Origin of the sequence: Delftia sp. WSY_16, assembly GCF_043104415.1 — a bacterium.
In the GTDB taxonomy this organism is placed as follows: Bacteria; Pseudomonadota; Gammaproteobacteria; order Burkholderiales; family Burkholderiaceae_C; genus Comamonas; species Comamonas tsuruhatensis.
Genome location: NZ_JBICKS010000026.1, coordinates 1 through 16,009, shown reverse-complemented (window position 1 = coordinate 16,009; position 16,009 = coordinate 1). Strand labels below are relative to the sequence as shown.

At 66.4% G+C, this 16,009-nt stretch carries 14 protein-coding genes and 2 pseudogenes; 7 read left to right on the top strand and 9 right to left on the bottom strand.

All coding sequences use genetic code 11. The features are described from left to right. Positions 1-379: 379 nt before the first annotated feature. Entirely contained in the window at positions 380-976 is a 597-nt protein-coding gene (locus ACF8O7_RS14490) for a chalcone isomerase family protein (protein WP_013804690.1), read from the top strand. On the opposite strand, the gene ACF8O7_RS14485 is transcribed toward ACF8O7_RS14490, so the two are convergent. From ACF8O7_RS14485 to ACF8O7_RS14445, 9 genes and pseudogenes are all read right to left on the bottom strand, one after another. Next, entirely contained in the window at positions 951-2,366 is a 1,416-nt protein-coding gene (locus tag ACF8O7_RS14485; RefSeq protein ID WP_013804691.1) for a HAMP domain-containing sensor histidine kinase, read from the bottom strand. The genes ACF8O7_RS14490 and ACF8O7_RS14485 overlap by 26 nt on opposite strands. After that, the gene (locus ACF8O7_RS14480) at positions 2,335-3,021 is read right to left on the bottom strand and encodes a response regulator transcription factor (protein WP_017407765.1); all 687 of its coding nucleotides are present in this window, start codon (positions 3,019-3,021) and stop codon (positions 2,335-2,337) included. Before ACF8O7_RS14480 ends, ACF8O7_RS14485 begins: the two co-directional genes overlap by 32 nt. After that, on the bottom strand, positions 2,999-3,499 hold the full coding sequence (locus tag ACF8O7_RS14475; RefSeq protein ID WP_016453971.1) for a hypothetical protein: 501 nt from the start codon (positions 3,497-3,499) through the stop codon (positions 2,999-3,001). Before ACF8O7_RS14475 ends, ACF8O7_RS14480 begins: the two co-directional genes overlap by 23 nt. 170 nt (positions 3,500-3,669) lie before the next feature. Continuing rightward, the gene (locus tag ACF8O7_RS14470; RefSeq protein ID WP_016450790.1) at positions 3,670-4,362 is read right to left on the bottom strand and encodes a hypothetical protein; all 693 of its coding nucleotides are present in this window, start codon (positions 4,360-4,362) and stop codon (positions 3,670-3,672) included. Positions 4,363-4,606: 244 nt separating this feature from the next. Then, positions 4,607-5,545 (bottom strand): polyamine aminopropyltransferase, encoded by a 939-nt coding sequence (gene speE / locus ACF8O7_RS14465; protein WP_392443592.1) that lies wholly within the window; start codon positions 5,543-5,545, stop codon positions 4,607-4,609. Between the two features lie 6 nt (positions 5,546-5,551). Further along, positions 5,552-5,902: pseudogene (gene speD / locus ACF8O7_RS14460) on the bottom strand (adenosylmethionine decarboxylase); the annotation flags it as partial. 147 nt (positions 5,903-6,049) lie between these two features. After that, on the bottom strand, positions 6,050-6,727 hold the full coding sequence (locus ACF8O7_RS14455; protein WP_034348084.1) for a phosphoglycolate phosphatase: 678 nt from the start codon (positions 6,725-6,727) through the stop codon (positions 6,050-6,052). Between the two features lie 152 nt (positions 6,728-6,879). Next, positions 6,880-8,634, bottom strand: coding sequence for a methyl-accepting chemotaxis protein (locus ACF8O7_RS14450; RefSeq protein ID WP_016453968.1), 1,755 nt, complete (start codon positions 8,632-8,634; stop codon positions 6,880-6,882). A 69-nt stretch (positions 8,635-8,703) separates the two neighbouring features. Continuing rightward, positions 8,704-9,180 (bottom strand): chemotaxis protein CheW, encoded by a 477-nt coding sequence (locus ACF8O7_RS14445; RefSeq protein ID WP_016453967.1) that lies wholly within the window; start codon positions 9,178-9,180, stop codon positions 8,704-8,706. Between the two features lie 334 nt (positions 9,181-9,514). Between ACF8O7_RS14445 and ACF8O7_RS14440 the strand changes: the two genes are divergently transcribed. The 6 genes and pseudogenes from ACF8O7_RS14440 to ACF8O7_RS14415 all read left to right on the top strand — a co-directional run. Next, the gene (locus tag ACF8O7_RS14440; RefSeq protein WP_016453966.1) at positions 9,515-11,212 is read left to right on the top strand and encodes a methyl-accepting chemotaxis protein; all 1,698 of its coding nucleotides are present in this window, start codon (positions 9,515-9,517) and stop codon (positions 11,210-11,212) included. A 74-nt stretch (positions 11,213-11,286) separates the two neighbouring features. Beyond that, entirely contained in the window at positions 11,287-12,537 is a 1,251-nt protein-coding gene (locus ACF8O7_RS14435) for an HD-GYP domain-containing protein (protein WP_016450585.1), read from the top strand. Positions 12,538-12,748: 211 nt separating this feature from the next. Further along, entirely contained in the window at positions 12,749-13,120 is a 372-nt protein-coding gene (locus ACF8O7_RS14430) for a response regulator transcription factor (protein WP_034348076.1), read from the top strand. Then, positions 13,120-13,884 carry an HD-GYP domain-containing protein gene (locus ACF8O7_RS14425; RefSeq protein ID WP_016450587.1) on the top strand — a complete coding sequence of 255 codons (765 nt, stop codon included), beginning with the start codon at positions 13,120-13,122 and terminating at the stop codon, positions 13,882-13,884. Before ACF8O7_RS14430 ends, ACF8O7_RS14425 begins: the two co-directional genes overlap by 1 nt. 9 nt (positions 13,885-13,893) lie before the next feature. Then, positions 13,894-14,733, top strand: coding sequence for an ABC transporter substrate-binding protein (locus ACF8O7_RS14420; RefSeq protein ID WP_016453965.1), 840 nt, complete (start codon positions 13,894-13,896; stop codon positions 14,731-14,733). A 24-nt stretch (positions 14,734-14,757) separates the two neighbouring features. Further along, positions 14,758-16,009 (top strand): annotated as a pseudogene (locus ACF8O7_RS14415) (PAS domain-containing sensor histidine kinase); the annotation flags it as partial.

Below are 16,009 nucleotides of genomic sequence, written 5' to 3'. Positions count from 1 at the left end.
CATCCGGGCGCTTTTCTTTGCTCACTTTCTTGTAGCGAGACAAGAAAGTGAGTCGGCCGCCGGGCCGAAACCCGGCCTCGAAAAGAAACGCCCCGACAGGGGCTTGCAAAGAGAGCCAGCGGTGCAACGCACAGACAAGGTGGACGGGATGTTAAGAACACGTGCAAAGCCGTGCGGACGCCCTCGCGGGTAGCCCCATCCCGTCCATAACCGCAGGAACGTGGGCATACACCCACGACAAGAAAGCGGACCGAGCAGGATGATAGCCACCCTCCATCGGCCCGCGAAAACCCTGTTGCCACCCCCACCCGATCCCCACAACATGTCGCCCGGACGTAACAAACCGCAACCGGGCCACAGCCCCCGCGCAGGAGACACCATGACCGCCTTGCCCCGCTGGATGAAGACAGCCGCCCTGGCCATGGCGCTGGCGATGCCGCTGGCCGCCACTGCCCAGGAGCCGCCGCGCACCGTCGCGGGCGTGGCCTATCCCGCCCAGGCGGGGGTGGGCGGCCAGACGCTGCAGCTCAATGGCGCGGGCATTCGCTACAAGGCCATCTTCAAGGTCTACACGGCCGGCCTGTACCTGGAAAAGCCGGCCGCCAGCCTGCAGGAGATCGCGGCCCTGCCCGGCCCCAAGCGCGTGAGCGTGACCATGCTGCGCGAGATCGATTCGGCCGAGCTGGGCAAGCTGTTCGCGCGCGGCATCGAGGACAACATGGAGCGCGCCCGCTTCTCGCGCCTGGTGCCTGGCGTGCTGCGCATGAGCGACATCTTCACGCAGCACAAGAAGCTGCTGCCGGGCGAGAACTTCTCGGTGGACTGGGTGCCGGGCCAGGGTGCCCAGGTCTTCGTCAAGGGCCAGGCCCAGGGCGCGCCCTTCCAGGAGCCCGAGTTCTTCCAGGCGCTGCTGGGCATCTGGCTGGGCCCGCACCCGGCCGACGATCAGCTCAAGAAGGCATTGCTGGGCGGTTGAACGGCTGCGCGGGCTCCTGAACCGGCCCGGCAAAGCGCGCCTGGATCTCCAGCCCCGTGGCACCGGGCAGGGCCGTGAGCGTCCAGCCGTGGGCGCGCGCAATCTCCAGGCAGATGGGCAGGCCCAGGCCCGCACCCAGGTCGCGCCGCTCGCTGCTGCGCCAAAAGCGCTCGAAGATGCGCGGCAGGTCCTCGGGCGGCACGCCACGGCCCTGGTCCAGCACCGAAAAGCCCAGGCCGCAGGCCTTCACGGTGACGGTGGCGCCCTGCGGGCTGTGCTGCACGGCGTTCTCGATCAGGTTCTTGAGCAGCACGAAGAGCGCGCCCCGGTCGGCACGCCAGGCAGGCGAGCCGTCCTTGACTTCGCAGTGGATGTGCACGCCGCATTTTTCGGAGGCGCGGGCCATGAAGTCGCAGACCTCGCCAATGATGTCGGCCGGCGCAATGTCTTCCATGCGGTAGCGCTGGTGCTCGCAGACCTCGGCCAGGTGCAGCAGCTGCTGGACCTGGCGCGCCATGTGGTCCACGTCCTTGAGCAGCTCGGGGCTGCGCCGGTCCTCGGGCTCCAGCTCGATCTGCACGCGCATCAGGGCCAGCGGCGTCTTGAGCTCATGCGCGGCCATGGACAGGAATTCCTGCTGGTTCCTGAAGCCGGCCTGCAGCCGGTCCAGCACGTGGTTGAAGGCCTCGACCAGGGGCGCGAACTCGCGCGGCAGGTCCTTGGGCTGCAGGCGCGTGCCCAGCGTCTGCGGGGTGATGCGCTGGGCATCCTGCGCGGCCACGCCCAGCGGCCTGAGCATGCGCTGCAGCGTGCGGTGCGTGGAGAACAGGAACACGACCAGGAAGACCACGCCGATGGCCACCATGCCGCGCCACAGCGCGGGCAGGCCCACCGATTCGCGCAGCCAGTCCACCATGCGGTCGCTGACGGCTATCTGCACGTGCCACGTCGTGCCGTCGTGGACCAGCGTGGCCGTGCCCGCGCGCATGACCACGCCGCCGCGCTCGTAGGCAAAGGCCTTGAGCTCGGGGTCGAAGCCCTGGCCGGTCTGCGTCAGCGGCTGCATTTCGCCGTTGGGGGCGAAAACCACGCGGCCGCGGGCGTCGGTGATGCGCAGCTGCATTTCCTCGCCCAGGCTGGTCAGCATCCAGGCCTTGAGTTCACGCTCGCTGAAACCCTGGGGCACGCCCTTGGCATCGAAGCTCACCCATTCGGCCAGCTTCTCGGCCGCATGCCCCATGCCGCGCTGCAGCGCATAGCTGTCGAAAGGCTTGGCGACGAGGATCACCAGCGCGCCGACCAGCAGCGCGCTGAACACCATGCTCAACCCATAGACGGCCAGCAGCCGCGAGCGCAGGCTACCGGGCCAGCAAAGGTTCGCGAAGCGCATAGCCCTGACCCCGGATGTTGACGATTTCCATGCACGAGCCGGCCGCGGCCAGCTTGCGGCGCAGCCGGTGCAGGGCCACATCGAGGGCGTTGGGCGTGACCACGCTGCTCATGCCCCAGGCCGCCGCCTCCAGCGTGGAGCGGCGCACCGTGGCGCCGGCCTTGCGCACCAGGCTGAGCATGATCTGCAGCTCCGCCGGCGGCAGCGCGATGGCCGAGCCCGCGCAGTGCATGCAGGCCTGCTGCGGGTTGATGCTGATGTCGCCCAGCTGCGGCGCCAGCTCCTGCACCAGGGCCGGGCGGCGCAGCAGGGCGCGCACGCGGGCAATCAGCTCTTCCATGGGAAAGGGCTTGGTCAGGTAGTCGTCGGCACCGGCCTCCAGGCCGCCCACGCGGTCGCTGAGCGCGTCACGGGCCGTGAGCATCAGGCAGGGCGTGGAGCGGCCTGCGGCGCGCAGGCGCTGCACCAGTTGCAGGCCGTCGCCATCGGGCAGGCCGCGGTCGATGACGATCACGCCGTAGTCGATGTCCTGCAGGGCCAGCCAGGCCGTGGAGATCTGGTGGAAGACATCGGTCTCTATGCCGGAGTTGGCCAGCGAGCGGCTGACCAGCGTGGCCAGCCTGGCATGGTCCTCAATTAATGCGATGCGATTCATGGTTTCCGTCGTTGCCGCACAGGGATAGCAGATGCTCCCTGATCCCGGTGATGCGCTGGGGCGCCATGGGCTCGACCAGCACATGGATGACCCACAGGTCCTCGACCATGGCGCGGCATTGCAGGGCGATGTCCTCGGGCACCAGATCGTCGGCGCAGGCCGCGTCCACGAAATCAAACCATATGTTCTGGAATCTTGCGCGGGTCAGCAACTGTGCGGCCGTCTTCTGGCCGCGCTGGCGGGACAGGGCATGGTCGCAGACGCAGCGGATATAGGCGCGCAGGTGGCGTGCGGGGCCTGGCGGCTCCTCGGCCAGCGCCTGCAGCAGGTCCTCGCGGAACTTGAGGATAAGCAACTCGAAGATCGTCTCCAGCCGCACGGCACGGTGCTGGCTGCATTCTTGGAAGCGCGAACCCAGGGAATACGCCTGGCCCGCCGCCTGGATACCTATCACGTCCTGGTAGATGGAGGCTTGCATTGCGATGGCACGTTCTGTCGTTTCAGGCTCCGTCGGTCCGCCGCGAGAGCGGCAAACCTTCGGGGAAAACGGCCATGCTCCCCGATTGCGTCTTACTGGCGACTTACCGGCCCCTGAATCTGCCCCATTACACCGGGAATATGCAGGCGGCCGGTTTGATCAATATTGGCTCAAATATCTTCCTGCCAGCCAGCAACATACCTGACCAGCGCCCACTGTGCCAGCCACAGTGCCATATATCCAAATGTCTCCACCAGCTCCTCCAGCACGATCACCTGATAATCAAACCATTGCTGCAGGACAATGAAGCCATGACCTTCCGCATTGGTGGATATCACCATGGCCGCGACAAATGTCGCCAGGCTGAATATCGGCAGCGCCTTCTCGCGCACCAGGCGCTTGATGACCTTGTTCCAGACACCGTGGCGCACAAACCAATAGCAGCACAGCAGCAGCATGGCGCCCACCACCCATTTGACGGCGGGCCGGTACCACAGCACCTGGGAGCTGATCACCGGCCCCCACTTGCCAGCCTCCAGGCTGGGCAGGAAAGCTGCGCCCCAGGCCAGTTCACGCCCCAGAAAAGCCAGCCAGAACAGGGAGGCTATCCACCACAGTGGCGCTGCAAAGGAGCCTTTTTGCCGCCGCGCCGCAACCAGGGCCGCCACCATGCCCAGCAGCAGGGTCACGGCCTGGATATTCTCCAGGAATCCATTTTCCCAGCTCAGGCTTTGCGGCAATACAAAGCTCAGGGGAAAGCTCAATACCAGTCCCGCCAACAAAGCCCAATTCCAAAGCCGCAGCAAGGAATCATCATGGTATTTGGACGCGGATATTCTTGTTTTTGAAAGGGAAGCAGTCATTTTGATACAGGGCGTCTGGCGCTTTATCTGTTGATATGGTTTTTGCAAGCACGCAATATCCCGGAAATACTTACCAGGAAGCCGGAAAAATGGCGGGCGCACGGGCCTTCCCGCCGTTTTTCATTACAGCAGACTTGCCACCAGATTGCAGCACTGTGTCAAATTTGCCCTGCCGGGCGCGCAGTTGCCACCGCAGCCCGGCCAGGGCGGGCCGGGCTCGGCCCGTTGCCAGAACGGGCTGGGCTCAGGCGACGCGGACCGCGCGCGGGGGCAGCGCCGCCAGGGGCGCGGGCTGCACCAGGTCGCGGTAATAGTTGGGCAGCGCGAACAGTGCGGGGTGCACTTCGGCGTTGTAGTAGCGCAGGTCGGGCAGGCGGCGCTCGGCCAGGCGCTGGCGCAGCTGGGCGGGGGGCAGCGCCGCCGCGTCCAGCGTGTCGGAGGCCACGGCCAGGCCCCAGTAGGCGCCGTACAGGGGGATGTACAGGCCGTAGCAGCGCACGATGGCAAAGCGCTCGCGCAGGCTGGCCACCAGCCGCGCCACCTGCTCGCCATGGAAGACGGGGCTGCCCAGGTGCAGCACCAGGGCGCCGCCCGGCGCCAGCACGCGCTTCATGCGCGCCAGGGCCTGGTCGGAGTACAGCGCGCTGGCAGGCGTGTCGGGGTCGGTGAGGTCCATGAGGGCGAGGTCGAAGCGTTCTTCGGTGCGCTCCACCATGGCCATGCCGTCGCCTATGCGCAGCTGCAGGCGCGGGTCATCGAACACGCCGCGGTGCACCTGCTGCAGGTGCGTGCGCGCGGCCTGGACCACGGCCTCGTCCAGCTCGGCCACCACCACCTGCTCCATGGACGGGTGCTTGAGCAGTTCCTCGGCTGCGCCGCCATCGCCGCCGCCCAGGATCAGCGCCTTGCGCGGCGCCGGGTGGGCCAGGGCAGCGGGGTGGACCAGGGCCTCGTGGTAGAAGAATTCCTCGCCTTCGGAGGTCATGAAGCGGCCATCCAGTCGCAGCACCTTGCCGAACTGCGGCGTGTGCAGCAGCTCCAGTTCCTGATGGGGCGTCTGCACGGTTTCGCGCCGCGTGGCGCGCCAGCCAAAGCGCGCATGGGGCGTGAGCGCCTCCAGCGCCCAATCGCCCTCATCGGCCGCCGCCTCGTCCTTGGCGCCGGGGCCGATGTCGCCGCGCATGAGCTGCTGGCGCACCACACGGCCCGGCGCGTAGGCGGCGATCACGCCCTCCATCAGCGCGCGGGCCTTGCCCGAGTTGTCGGCGGAGAAATTGCAGACGTAGACATCGACGGTGACGCAGCCGGTCTCGGGCCAGGTGTGTATGGCCAGGTGCGATTCGGCCAGCAGCACGGTGCCGGTGACGCCGCCGGGCTGCCCCTGGTAGTCAGGGAACTTGACCCAGCGGTCCTCCACCAGGGTCAGGCCGGCCTGCGCGGTCTGTGCGCGGCACAGGGCGGCGATGGCATCGGCGTCGAGCATATGGCGCTCGTCGCCCTGGCATTGGTAGAGATCGGCGGTCAGGTGCAGTCCGTGCATGTCGCGTGCTTCCTCCTTGTCTGTGGCCGGATCGCGGCCAGGATGGCAAAGCAGACGACTCTAGCAAAAACATAAATCGCACCGTCAAAGTGCGTTAACCATCGCCAAATCCCATTCTTTTTCCAACAATTTTGGAGGCTGCGCGGCTCAGGCCAGTTCGGTCAGCGCATCGACGAAGCCATCGGCATCGACCTGGCGCACGGGCTGGCCGTGGTTGTAGCCGTAGCTGACCAGCACCACTGGGCAGCCCGCGGCGCGCGCGGCCTGGGCGTCGTTGCTGGAGTCGCCCAGCATCAGCGTGCGTGCCGGGGAGGTGCCCAGGGCCTCGCAGGTCTTGAGCAGGGGCAGCGGGTCGGGCTTCTTGCGCTCGAAGGAATCGCCGCCGAAGACCTGTTCGAACAGCGGTGCCAGGCCTTTTTGCTCCAGCAGCGGCCGGGCGAAGGACAGCGGCTTGTTGGTCAGGCAGGCCAGCCGCAGGCCGCGTGCGCGCAATGCCTGCAGGCCTTCGAGCACGCCCGGGTAGACATCGGCGAACTGGCCGTTGAGCTGCAGGTAATGGTGTTCGTAGCGTGTCCAGGCCTGGTCATAGGCGGCGTCCACGTCGGCCGCGCCCACATGGGCCAGCACCGATCGGATCAGGTGCTCCGAGCCCTTGCCCACCATGTTCTCTATGGCCTGCGGGGCGATGGCCGGCAGTTGCAGGTCCGCCAGCATGCGGTTGAGGGCTTCGGCGAAGTCGCCCAGGGTGTTGACCATGGTGCCGTCGAGATCGACGATGGCGGCATCCAGGTGCGTGGGGTTCAACGGAATAAGGTTTGCAATCATGGCCATGGAGTATCGATAACCGGGGGCTGCCTGCGCAGGAACAGCGCTGAAAATATCAGAACTTGCACGGGCCCTGGACTTGGGCCCTGCGGCTCCTGGCAGACCCGGCATGGCGGCGACCCCGCACCCCGGCGCACGCAAGGGGCCGTTGATCAGAACGACACCCAGTCGTCCTGCTCCTGCGCTTGCGCCTGCTTGTGCGCAGGGCTCACCGGGCTCACGGGGCGCAGCACGGGCCGGGCAGCCTGGCGGGCGGGGAGCGCCGCTTTCGCGGGTGCCGGATTGCGCGCCTGCACCGTCGGCTGCGACAGCGCCGGTGTCGAGGCAGGCTGTGCCGCCTGGCCGCCCAGCTGGAAGATCGACACGGCCTGAACCAGCTGCTGTGCCTGCGTTCTGAGGCTGGCCGCCGCTGCCGCGCTTTCCTCCACCAGCGCCGCATTCTGCTGCGTGACCTGGTCCATCTGGCTGACGGCCTTGCCGACCTGCGCCACCCCCGCGCTTTGCTCATCGCTGGCACTGCTGATCTCCCCCATGAGGTCTGTCACGCGCTGGATGGACTGCAGCACCTGCGCCATGGTGGCGCCAGCCTGGTCGGCCAGCTCGGTGCCCTGCTTGACCCGTGTGGTGCTGGTGGCGATGAGCTGCTTGATTTCCCGGGCGGCCTGCGCGCTGCGCTGCGCCAGGTTGCGCACCTCACCGGCCACCACGGCAAAGCCCTTGCCCTGCTCGCCTGCGCGCGCAGCCTCGACTGCGGCATTGAGCGCCAGGATGTTGGTCTGGAACGCGATGCCGTCGATCACGCCCACGATTTCGCCGATCTGGCGCGAGCTTTCGCTGATGTCCTGCATCGCGTTGACGACCTCCTGCACGGAGCCGCCGCCCTTGGTGGCCACCTGGCTTGCGCCCAGGGCGAGTTGATTGACCTGCCTGGCGTTGTCCGCGTTCTGCCTGACGGTGGTCGACAGCTGCTCCATCGACGCTGCAGTCTCCTGCAAGGCGCTGGCCTGCTGTTCCGTGCGCTGGCTCAAGTCGGCATTGCCGTTGGCGATCTCCGTGCTGCCGCCCGCCACCCCGTCGGCATTGCTGCGCACGTCCTGCACGACCGAGGCCAGGCTCTGGAGCATGGCATTGAGCGATGCCTGGACGCTGCCTTCAGGGGCCTGGTGGCGCAGCAGTTCAGGGCTGAGATTGCCTTGGGCGATCTGCCGGGCGACATCGCCCAGTTGCGCCGGCTCTGCGCCCAGGGAGCGCGTCAGGCCGCGTGCTATCAGCTGCCCCATCAGCACGGCCAGGACAAAGGCCGTGACGCTGGCGGCGATCAGCATGTTTCTGCGGTGCGCGTAGGCCTGCGCGGCCTCCTCGATCATCTGCTGTGAACGGATGCGGGTCAGTTCACTGTACTGGCGGGTGGCCTCGATCAGCTGCGCCAGCAAGGGCCGGCACTCTTCGTTCATCTTGCGGATCGCCGCCTCCTTCTGGTTTTGCAGAGCCAGGGCCACGATATCGGTCGCAACCGGTCCATAGCGCTGCTCCACGCCCACAATCTTGGCAACCAGATCGCGTGCATCGGCCGCAACATCCTTCAAAGCCATCTTGGCCTGGAGTTCGGCCAGCGAGGTGTTGACGTCGGTGTGCGCGGAGGTCACGGCATCCTTCTCCGCCGCCAGGTCTGCAGGCGAGGTCACCAGCACCAGGTTGCGCGCCGCGATCGCCCTGCGGTCCACGGCTGTGCGAACCCTCTCTGCCAGGTGTGCACGGGCGTTGATGCCTTCGACGAAGTGCACGAGATTCAGGTTCGCCTCGCGCAGCGCCTGCAATGCCAGCAGGGACACCACTACGGTGAGAAGTGCCAGGCAGGTGAAAGCCACGGAAAGTTTGGTCTTGACCGTCCAGAAGCGGGGATTCATGGCGCGTCTCCAGTTGGATTGGCAAATTGCGGTGTAGAGGCGGGAAAGATGTGTGCGGGAGCAAATTGCTCAGTTCGCAGCGCAGTCCGGCAGGGCTGCCGTGGTCGCCGCCAGGAGCTTGTCGGCATCGATGAGCAGCAGCGAACGCTCCTCGAGCACGCCCATGGCCAGCAGGCAGTCATTGACCAGGCCCCCGCCCATGGCGGGCACGGCGCGCAGGTCCTGCGGCATGAGCGTCACCACGTCGGTGACACCCTCCACCACCATGCCCGTCACTCCGCCAGGCAGGCGCAGCATGATGGTCACGGTGCAGGCGTCGTACGGCTTGGCCGCAAGCCCCAGCCTGAGCCGCAGATCGATGACGGGAATGACCTCCCCGCGCAGTTCCAGCACGCCGTTGAAGTAGGCGGGGCCATTGGCAATGCGCATGGGCGACTCGTAGGACCGGATCTCCTGCACTTGCAGCAGGTCGATGCCGAACTCCTCATCGTCCACAAGGAAGGAAAGCCATTGCCTGGCGGTGTCGGTTGTCAGTGTAGGTGGCATCTTCATCACTCCAATCAAATTTATTTGATGAATTTGATAAAAATTTAACAGAGAGAAAAGAACAGCACAACCGGTTGTTACATTTTTGAGGGGTGTTGATGCTTCGACACGTGAGCCAGGCGGAACGCGTCGCCAAGCGCTGCCGGGCTGTGGCGACGGCTTGTCCAAGGAGGTAGAGGACTGCGTGGCGGCTCGGCGCAGCAGATCCCGGAGCAATGGCTTGGCGAGACTGAATTGATAAATTCAATCCCCCGAGATGAACTCAAGCTTGGTAAATTATCAATTGCATCATATTGATCAAAATTCCTAGCCATCTCTCGGGAGCCCCACCACCATGTTCCTTCGCCTTCTGTCCATCCGCACACGGCTCATCGCTGCCTTCACCCTGCTCCTGCTGCTGCTGAGTACGGTCGCGGCCATCGGCTCACTGCAGATCGCCCGGGTCCAGTTCAATGCCAACGACCTGGGCACCAACTGGCTGCCTTCCACCAATGTGCTGGCCTCGATCCGCGCCACGGCCAACGCGGCACGCCGCGCCGGGCTGCGCCACGTGATCGAGGAGGACGCGCAAAGGAAGCGCGCCCAGGAGGACCTGCTGCTGCAGGCCCAGAAGTCACTGCAGTCGGACCTGGCCGTCTATGAAAAGCTGGTGTCCTCGCCAGAGGAGCGGCAGCTGTATGAAAGGATGCTGGTGCTGTGGGACGCGGCCCGAGCCGCTGACCGAAAGATGGTCGAGCTGTCCAGCGGGGGCCCCGAACAGGTGGCCCAGGCGCGCGCACTGGCCACGGGTGCGACCGCTCAGGCCTTCGCCCAGCTCATGGACGTCGTGGGCCAGGACATCGCGCTGAACCAGGAGGGCGGGCGCAAGGCCACCGAGCAGGCCGAGAAGGACTACCACCTGGCGCTGTACCTGCTCGGCGGGCTGGCCACGCTGGCGGTGTCCCTGGGCGCCGTGCTGGCCTGGGCCATCACGCGCTCGATCACCGAGCCCCTGCACATGGCGGTCTCGGTGGCGGACACCGTGGCGCGGGGCGACCTCACGGCCAGCATCGTGGTGCAGGGCCGGGATGAGCCCGCCCGGCTGCTGGGCGCGATGCGCGACATGAACGGCAAGCTTCGCGAGATCATGGCAAGCATTCGCCTCAGCAGCGACAGCATTGCGACGGGGTCGAGCGAGATCGCCTCCGGCAGCCTGGACCTGAGCCAGCGCACCGAGCAGCAGGCCAGCAACCTCGAGGAGACGGCCGCATCGATGGAGGAGCTCACGGCCACGGTGCGCACGAATGCGGACACGGCCCAGCAGGCCAGCAAGGTGGCTTCGGCCGCGTCGGCCTCGGCTGCCGAGGGAGGCCAGTCCGTGGCCCTGGTGGTGCATACCATGCAGGACATCTCGCAGGCCTCGCGCAAGATCGCCGAGATCACGAACGTCATCGACGCCATTGCCTTCCAGACCAATATCCTGGCGCTCAACGCTGCCGTGGAGGCCGCGCGGGCCGGCGAACAGGGCCGGGGCTTCGCGGTGGTCGCCAGCGAGGTGCGCGCGCTGGCCCAGCGCTCGGGCACGGCGGCCCGCGAGATCAAGGAGCTGATCGGTGCCAACCTGGAAAAGGTCGAGCAAGGCACCCAGGTGGCGACCCGGGCTGGCGAGCAGATGGGCCGCATCGTGGAGCAGGTGCGCAGCGTGGACACCATGATCGGCGAGATCTCCAGCGCATCGGCCGAGCAGGCGGTAGGCATCCGGCAGGTCGGCGAGGCGGTGAGCCAGCTGGACCAGATGACGCAGCAGAACGCGGCGCTGGTCGAGCAAAGCTCGGCCGCTGCGGGCAGCCTGGAGCAGCAGGCCGCTTCTCTGGCGCAGATCGTCTCCACATTCAGGATGCATCCCGAGCATGGGGCAAGCCACCCCGCCGCGCCGCGTGCCGCCACCGTCCAGGCCATGGGCCCCAGGCAAGCGCTGCCGGCCATCCAGGCCCGCGTATCGCCAGCCCGTGGGCAACCGCAGGTCAAGGAGGAGGAATGGGCGGCCTTCTGACCTGGATCCGTACAGAAGCAAGGAAATGGCGGCAAGATGACGTATTCATGTGAACCGTTGCGGGGCCCTTGTTCATGATCAAGCGCATCAGTGTGCGGCAGCTGCGGCTGGGCATGTTTCTGGAGAGCTTTTGCGGCAGCTGGATGGAGCATCCGTTCTGGCGCAGCCGCTTCAGGCTGGAAGACCCTGCCGACCTGGCGAGGATCCTGCACGCCCCCATCCAGGAAGTGTGGATCGATACCGCCAAGGGCCTGGATGTCGCGCAAGACGAGCCGTCTTGCTCGCGCGAGCAGGTGGACACCGTGATCGACGCCCAACTGTCCGAGATCTCGCAACTGGCCGAGTTGGAGTGCGAGCTGCGGCCCGTTGCCTTCGATGAGGAGGTGAAGCGGGCCGCCCGGATCTGCCGCCAGTCCAGGCAGGCGATCACCGCCATGTTCCGCGAGGCGCGCATGGGCAGGGAGATCAACCAGGACGAGGCCCGCTCCGTGGTCGCCGAGGTGTCCGAGTCGATCATCCGCAACCCGTGCGCCTTGGTCAGCATCGCCCGGCTCAAGAGCAGCGACGACTACACCTACATGCACTCGGTGGCGGTCTGCGCCTTGATGATCGTGCTGGCACGCCAGCTCGACCTGCCACCGCAGCAGGTGCGCCAGGCGGGCTATGCGGGGCTGCTGCACGATATTGGAAAGATGGCGATCCCCGCCCCCATCCTGAACAAGCCGGGGCGCCTGACCGACAGGGAGTTTGCCGAGGTCCGCGAGCATCCGGCGCGAGGCCTGGAGCTGCTCCTGGCCGGCGGCGTCGATGATCCGGTGGTGCTGGACGTCTGCCTTCACCATCATGAGAAGGTGGATGGCACAGGCTACCCCCACGGGCTGCGCGGCGAGGACATCAGCCTGTTCGCGAAGATGGGCGCGGTCTGCGATGTCTACGACGCCATCACCTCGGACCGCCCCTACAAGCGTGGCTGGGACCCTGCCGAGGCGGTGCACAAGATGGCCGAATGGAGTGCCGGGCACTTCGACAAGACCGTATTCCAGGCCTTCGTCAAAAGCATAGGCATCTACCCGGTGGGCTCTTTGGTGCGGCTGACAACGGGCAGGCTGGGGGTGGTCGTGGACCCTGGCCGCCAGTCCCTGACCTGTCCGCAGGTCAAGGTGTTCTATTCCACGGCCAGCGGCATGCGGATGGCACCGGAGACCGTTGACCTGGCCCGGCCCGGGTGCCAGGAGAAGATAGCCAGTCGGGAAGACCCCGCGAAATGGGGCTTCACCGACCTCGATGCCCTGTGGAAAGACCCGGCCTGGGAACGGGCCACATAAAGGCGGGGCTGCCGGCTCCCGCACAGGGGGAAAAGACCTGTTCCCGGCCTGGGGCCGGAACCCGCCCCGCTGCGGGCGGCAGCATCCGGCGCCCACGGGCGTGCAGGCCTGGCAACAGATTTGATAGATAAATTCAATAAAATTTGATTGAATTGATATTTATGATTCACATGCCGGCCCACACCTTTGTTGCGGCATGAAAGATCTCCCCATGCAAAAGATACTGATCGCCGAGGACCATGCCGACATCCGCAAGCTGCTGCGCATGACACTGGAATTCAGCGACTTTGACGTCATAGAGGCTTGCGATGGCGACGAGGCCTGGGCGATGGCCGAGAGGCTCAGGCCCGACATCGTCCTGCTCGACATCATGATGCCGGGCACGCTCGACGGCCTGGAGGTGTGCAGCCGCATCAAGCGCTCCTACGAGCTGCTGCATACGCAGGTCATCCTGCTGACGGCCCGGGGCAGCGCCGAGGACCGCAAGGCGGGCCTGCAGGCCGGAGCCGACGAATACCTGGTCAAGCCCTTCAGCACCCTGAAGCTGCTGGAGACGATCGAAAAGCTCGAGAGGATCGACTGATGGCCCAGTACCAGACCGCCTCCCCCCGGGAGCCATCGCGACGCTTCGATCCTGCGGCCGTGGAGCAGATGGAGCAGCTCATCCAGGACTTCGGCCGCATGTACCGCGAGCGCAACGATCTGCTCAAGGAAGTGACACGCGCCCACCACGAGACCCTGCTGCGCCTGGCCATGGCCGCCGAGTTCAAGGACGACGACACCGGCTCGCACATCATCCGCATCGGCTACCTGTCGGAGGCCTTGGCCCTGCGCCTGGGCTGCCGCATCGAATTCGCCAGCCTGCTGCGCAAGGCGGCCCCGATGCATGACATCGGCAAGGTCGGCATTCCGGACACCATCCTCAAGAAGCAGGGCCCGCTGGATGCGCAGGAGCGCCTGGTCATGAACCGGCATGCCGAGATCGGCGCGCATCTGCTGGGCCAGTCGCGCATCCCGGTGTTCCAGATGGCGGCCGAAATCGCCGCCAGCCACCACGAACGCTTCGACGGCAAGGGCTACCCGCAGGGATTGGCAGGCGAGGACATCCCGCTGTCGGCGCGCATCACCTCCATCGTCGATATCTTCGACGCGCTCACCATGGACCGGGTGTACCGGCCGGCGTTCGGGCGAGCACGGGCCCTGGAGATGATCGCGGCGGAACGGGGCAAGGCCCTGGATCCCGGCATCGTCGACGCGTTCATGGACAACATCGAAGAGCTGGATGCGCTGCGCCTGGCGCTGACCCGGCAGTCCCCGTCCTTCACCGATCTGATCGACACACCCTGAAAGCCCGCCATGCATCCATCATCGACATGTTTCGGCGCACCGTCCCCAAGGCGCGTGCTGGCCCGCCTGGCAGCCGTTGCCGGATTGCTGCTGTGTCTGGTGCCATGGTCCGGCTCTGCCGCAGCTGGCGAGGTGCTGGAGCGGATTGCATCCACGGGCGCCCTGCGTGTGTGCATATGGCCCGACTACTACGGCATCACCTTCCGCGACCCGCGCACGGGCCGGCTGACGGGCGTGGATGCAGAGCTGTCGGCGGAGCTGGCCAGGGAGCTGGGCGTACGGCTGCAGTATGTGGATTCCTCCTTTCCCAGGCTGATACCTGACCTGCTGGAGTCGCGCTGCGATGTCGCCATGTTCGCCGTGGGCATACTCCCCCAGCGGCAAAAGCAGCTGCGCTTCACGCAGCCCTATCTGAGCAGCGACATCTACGGCGTCACGACCAAGAGCAATCAGGCTGTGCAGTCCTGGGCGGACATCGACCAGCCCGGCGTGCAGGTCGCCGTGCAGCGTGGCACCTTCATGGAGCCCGTGATGCGCGAGACGCTCAAGCATGCGCAGATCGTGTCCATCGAGCCGCCCCAGACCCGCGAGAAGGAGCTCATGGCAGGGCGCGTGGATGTGTTCATGACCGACTACCCCTACAGCCGCCGGCTGCTCGACAGCTCCGACTGGGCCCGGTTGATCGCACCGCCCAAGCCGTTCCACGTGCTTCCCTACGGCTATGCAACCAGTCCTGCCGACGCCCAGTGGCTGGCGCGCCTGGACCAGTTCGTCTCCGACATCCGGCGAGACGGCCGCCTGGCCCGGGCAGCGCGCAACCACGGGCTGAGCGCCATCGTCGCGCCTTGAACCCTTCGATGGAGCGCCTTCATCATGTCTGGCCGAGCCGGCACGCATCATTTTCTGGGAGCCAGGCGCAGCGCCCACCTCAAGGCATTGGTGCTGACCTTTGCCCTGTGCGTGCTTGCCGGGCTGGTGCTGTTCGTCTGGAGCCAGCTGCATGCCGAGGCCGAGCAGAGCAAGGCCCAGGCGGCGTTGCTGGCCCGTGTGCTGCAGGATCAGACGAACAAGACCTTCGAGACCGGCGAGGTCGCCCTGGCAAGCCTGGCCAACAACCCGGTCATCCTGTCCGCCGACAGCCCCGGCGCAGCGCGCGAGGCGGCCTTGGCGCAAGTGGTCGGCCAGTTGCCGGTTCTGCGCAGCATGGCGCTGCTCGATGGCAAAGGACGCATCCTGGCGAGCACGCAAGCGGGCGAGGCCGGCCTGCAGATCGAGCTGCACAAGCTGCTGCCTGACAGGGCATCGGCTCCGGTCCCGGGCAAGGTCCAGCTGGGACGCCTGGTCACCGGCCGCAGCCTCTCCTCCCTGGCAGCGGCCCCGCATGCGACACCGCGGGGCGTCCGCTACCTGCCCCAGATCCTCGCATTCAAGCGCGACAACGGCGCACCGGCCGTGCTGGTGGCCCTGATCAATCCTGATGCCTTGGCCAACTTCTACCAGTCCACGCTGGAGTCCCTCAGCTACGAGGCCATGCTGCTGAGCTACGACGGCCAGACGCTGGCCAGCACGAATGCGGGCACCGGCGTGCAGGCGACCGCCGTGCTGCAGACACCGCTGTTCCGGCAATGGCTGCCGCACAGCGAATTCGGCTCCTACGTCGGCGCCGGCATGCTCGGCTCCCATGAGGTCGTGTCCTTTCGCACCGTGCGCAACTGGCCTCTGCTGCTGGTGGTGGAGGAGCCCTACTCGGAGGTGGTCGCGCGCTGGCGCGACAAGGCATTCGCCTTCTTCGTTGCCGGCCTTGCGCTTCTTGCCCTGGTGCTGGGCCTGAGCGGGTCGGTGCTCAAGACCCGCAGGGTCCAGAAGTCGTCCCAGCAGTCCATGGAAAAGGCCCAGGCGCGCCTGGCCCGCAGCGAGCATGAGATGGCCGTGCTCATGCGCAGCGTGCAGGAGCTGATCTTTCGCACCGACATCCAGGGCCGGCTGACCTTCGTGAACGCACGCTGGGAGCAATGGACCGGGCAGCCCAGCGTCGAGGCGCTGGGGCAGCCGCTGGAAGGCATCGCGCGCGAAGCCTGCAGGCCGCAGATCCATGCCCTGCTCGACCCACAGGCCAAGCTGGCCC

Excerpts from the sequence above, each read along its gene's own strand:
- ACF8O7_RS14425 (WP_016450587.1), top strand. The coding sequence starts at position 13,120 with ATGGCCCAGTACCAGACCGCCTCCCCCCGGGAGCCATCGCGACGCTTC.
- ACF8O7_RS14420 (WP_016453965.1), top strand. The coding sequence starts at position 13,894 with ATGCATCCATCATCGACATGTTTCGGCGCACCGTCCCCAAGGCGCGTG.
- ACF8O7_RS14445 (WP_016453967.1), bottom strand. The coding sequence starts at position 9,180 with ATGCCACCTACACTGACAACCGACACCGCCAGGCAATGGCTTTCCTTC.
- ACF8O7_RS14490 (WP_013804690.1), top strand. The coding sequence starts at position 380 with ATGACCGCCTTGCCCCGCTGGATGAAGACAGCCGCCCTGGCCATGGCG.
- ACF8O7_RS14480 (WP_017407765.1), bottom strand. The coding sequence starts at position 3,021 with ATGAATCGCATCGCATTAATTGAGGACCATGCCAGGCTGGCCACGCTG.
- ACF8O7_RS14470 (WP_016450790.1), bottom strand. The coding sequence starts at position 4,362 with ATGACTGCTTCCCTTTCAAAAACAAGAATATCCGCGTCCAAATACCAT.
- ACF8O7_RS14450 (WP_016453968.1), bottom strand. The coding sequence starts at position 8,634 with ATGAATCCCCGCTTCTGGACGGTCAAGACCAAACTTTCCGTGGCTTTC.
- ACF8O7_RS14485 (WP_013804691.1), bottom strand. The coding sequence starts at position 2,366 with ATGCGCTTCGCGAACCTTTGCTGGCCCGGTAGCCTGCGCTCGCGGCTG.
- ACF8O7_RS14440 (WP_016453966.1), top strand. The coding sequence starts at position 9,515 with ATGTTCCTTCGCCTTCTGTCCATCCGCACACGGCTCATCGCTGCCTTC.
- ACF8O7_RS14475 (WP_016453971.1), bottom strand. The coding sequence starts at position 3,499 with ATGCAAGCCTCCATCTACCAGGACGTGATAGGTATCCAGGCGGCGGGC.
- ACF8O7_RS14430 (WP_034348076.1), top strand. The coding sequence starts at position 12,749 with ATGCAAAAGATACTGATCGCCGAGGACCATGCCGACATCCGCAAGCTG.
- ACF8O7_RS14435 (WP_016450585.1), top strand. The coding sequence starts at position 11,287 with ATGATCAAGCGCATCAGTGTGCGGCAGCTGCGGCTGGGCATGTTTCTG.
- speE (WP_392443592.1), bottom strand. The coding sequence starts at position 5,545 with ATGCGCGGCGACATCGGCCCCGGCGCCAAGGACGAGGCGGCGGCCGAT.
- ACF8O7_RS14455 (WP_034348084.1), bottom strand. The coding sequence starts at position 6,727 with ATGATTGCAAACCTTATTCCGTTGAACCCCACGCACCTGGATGCCGCC.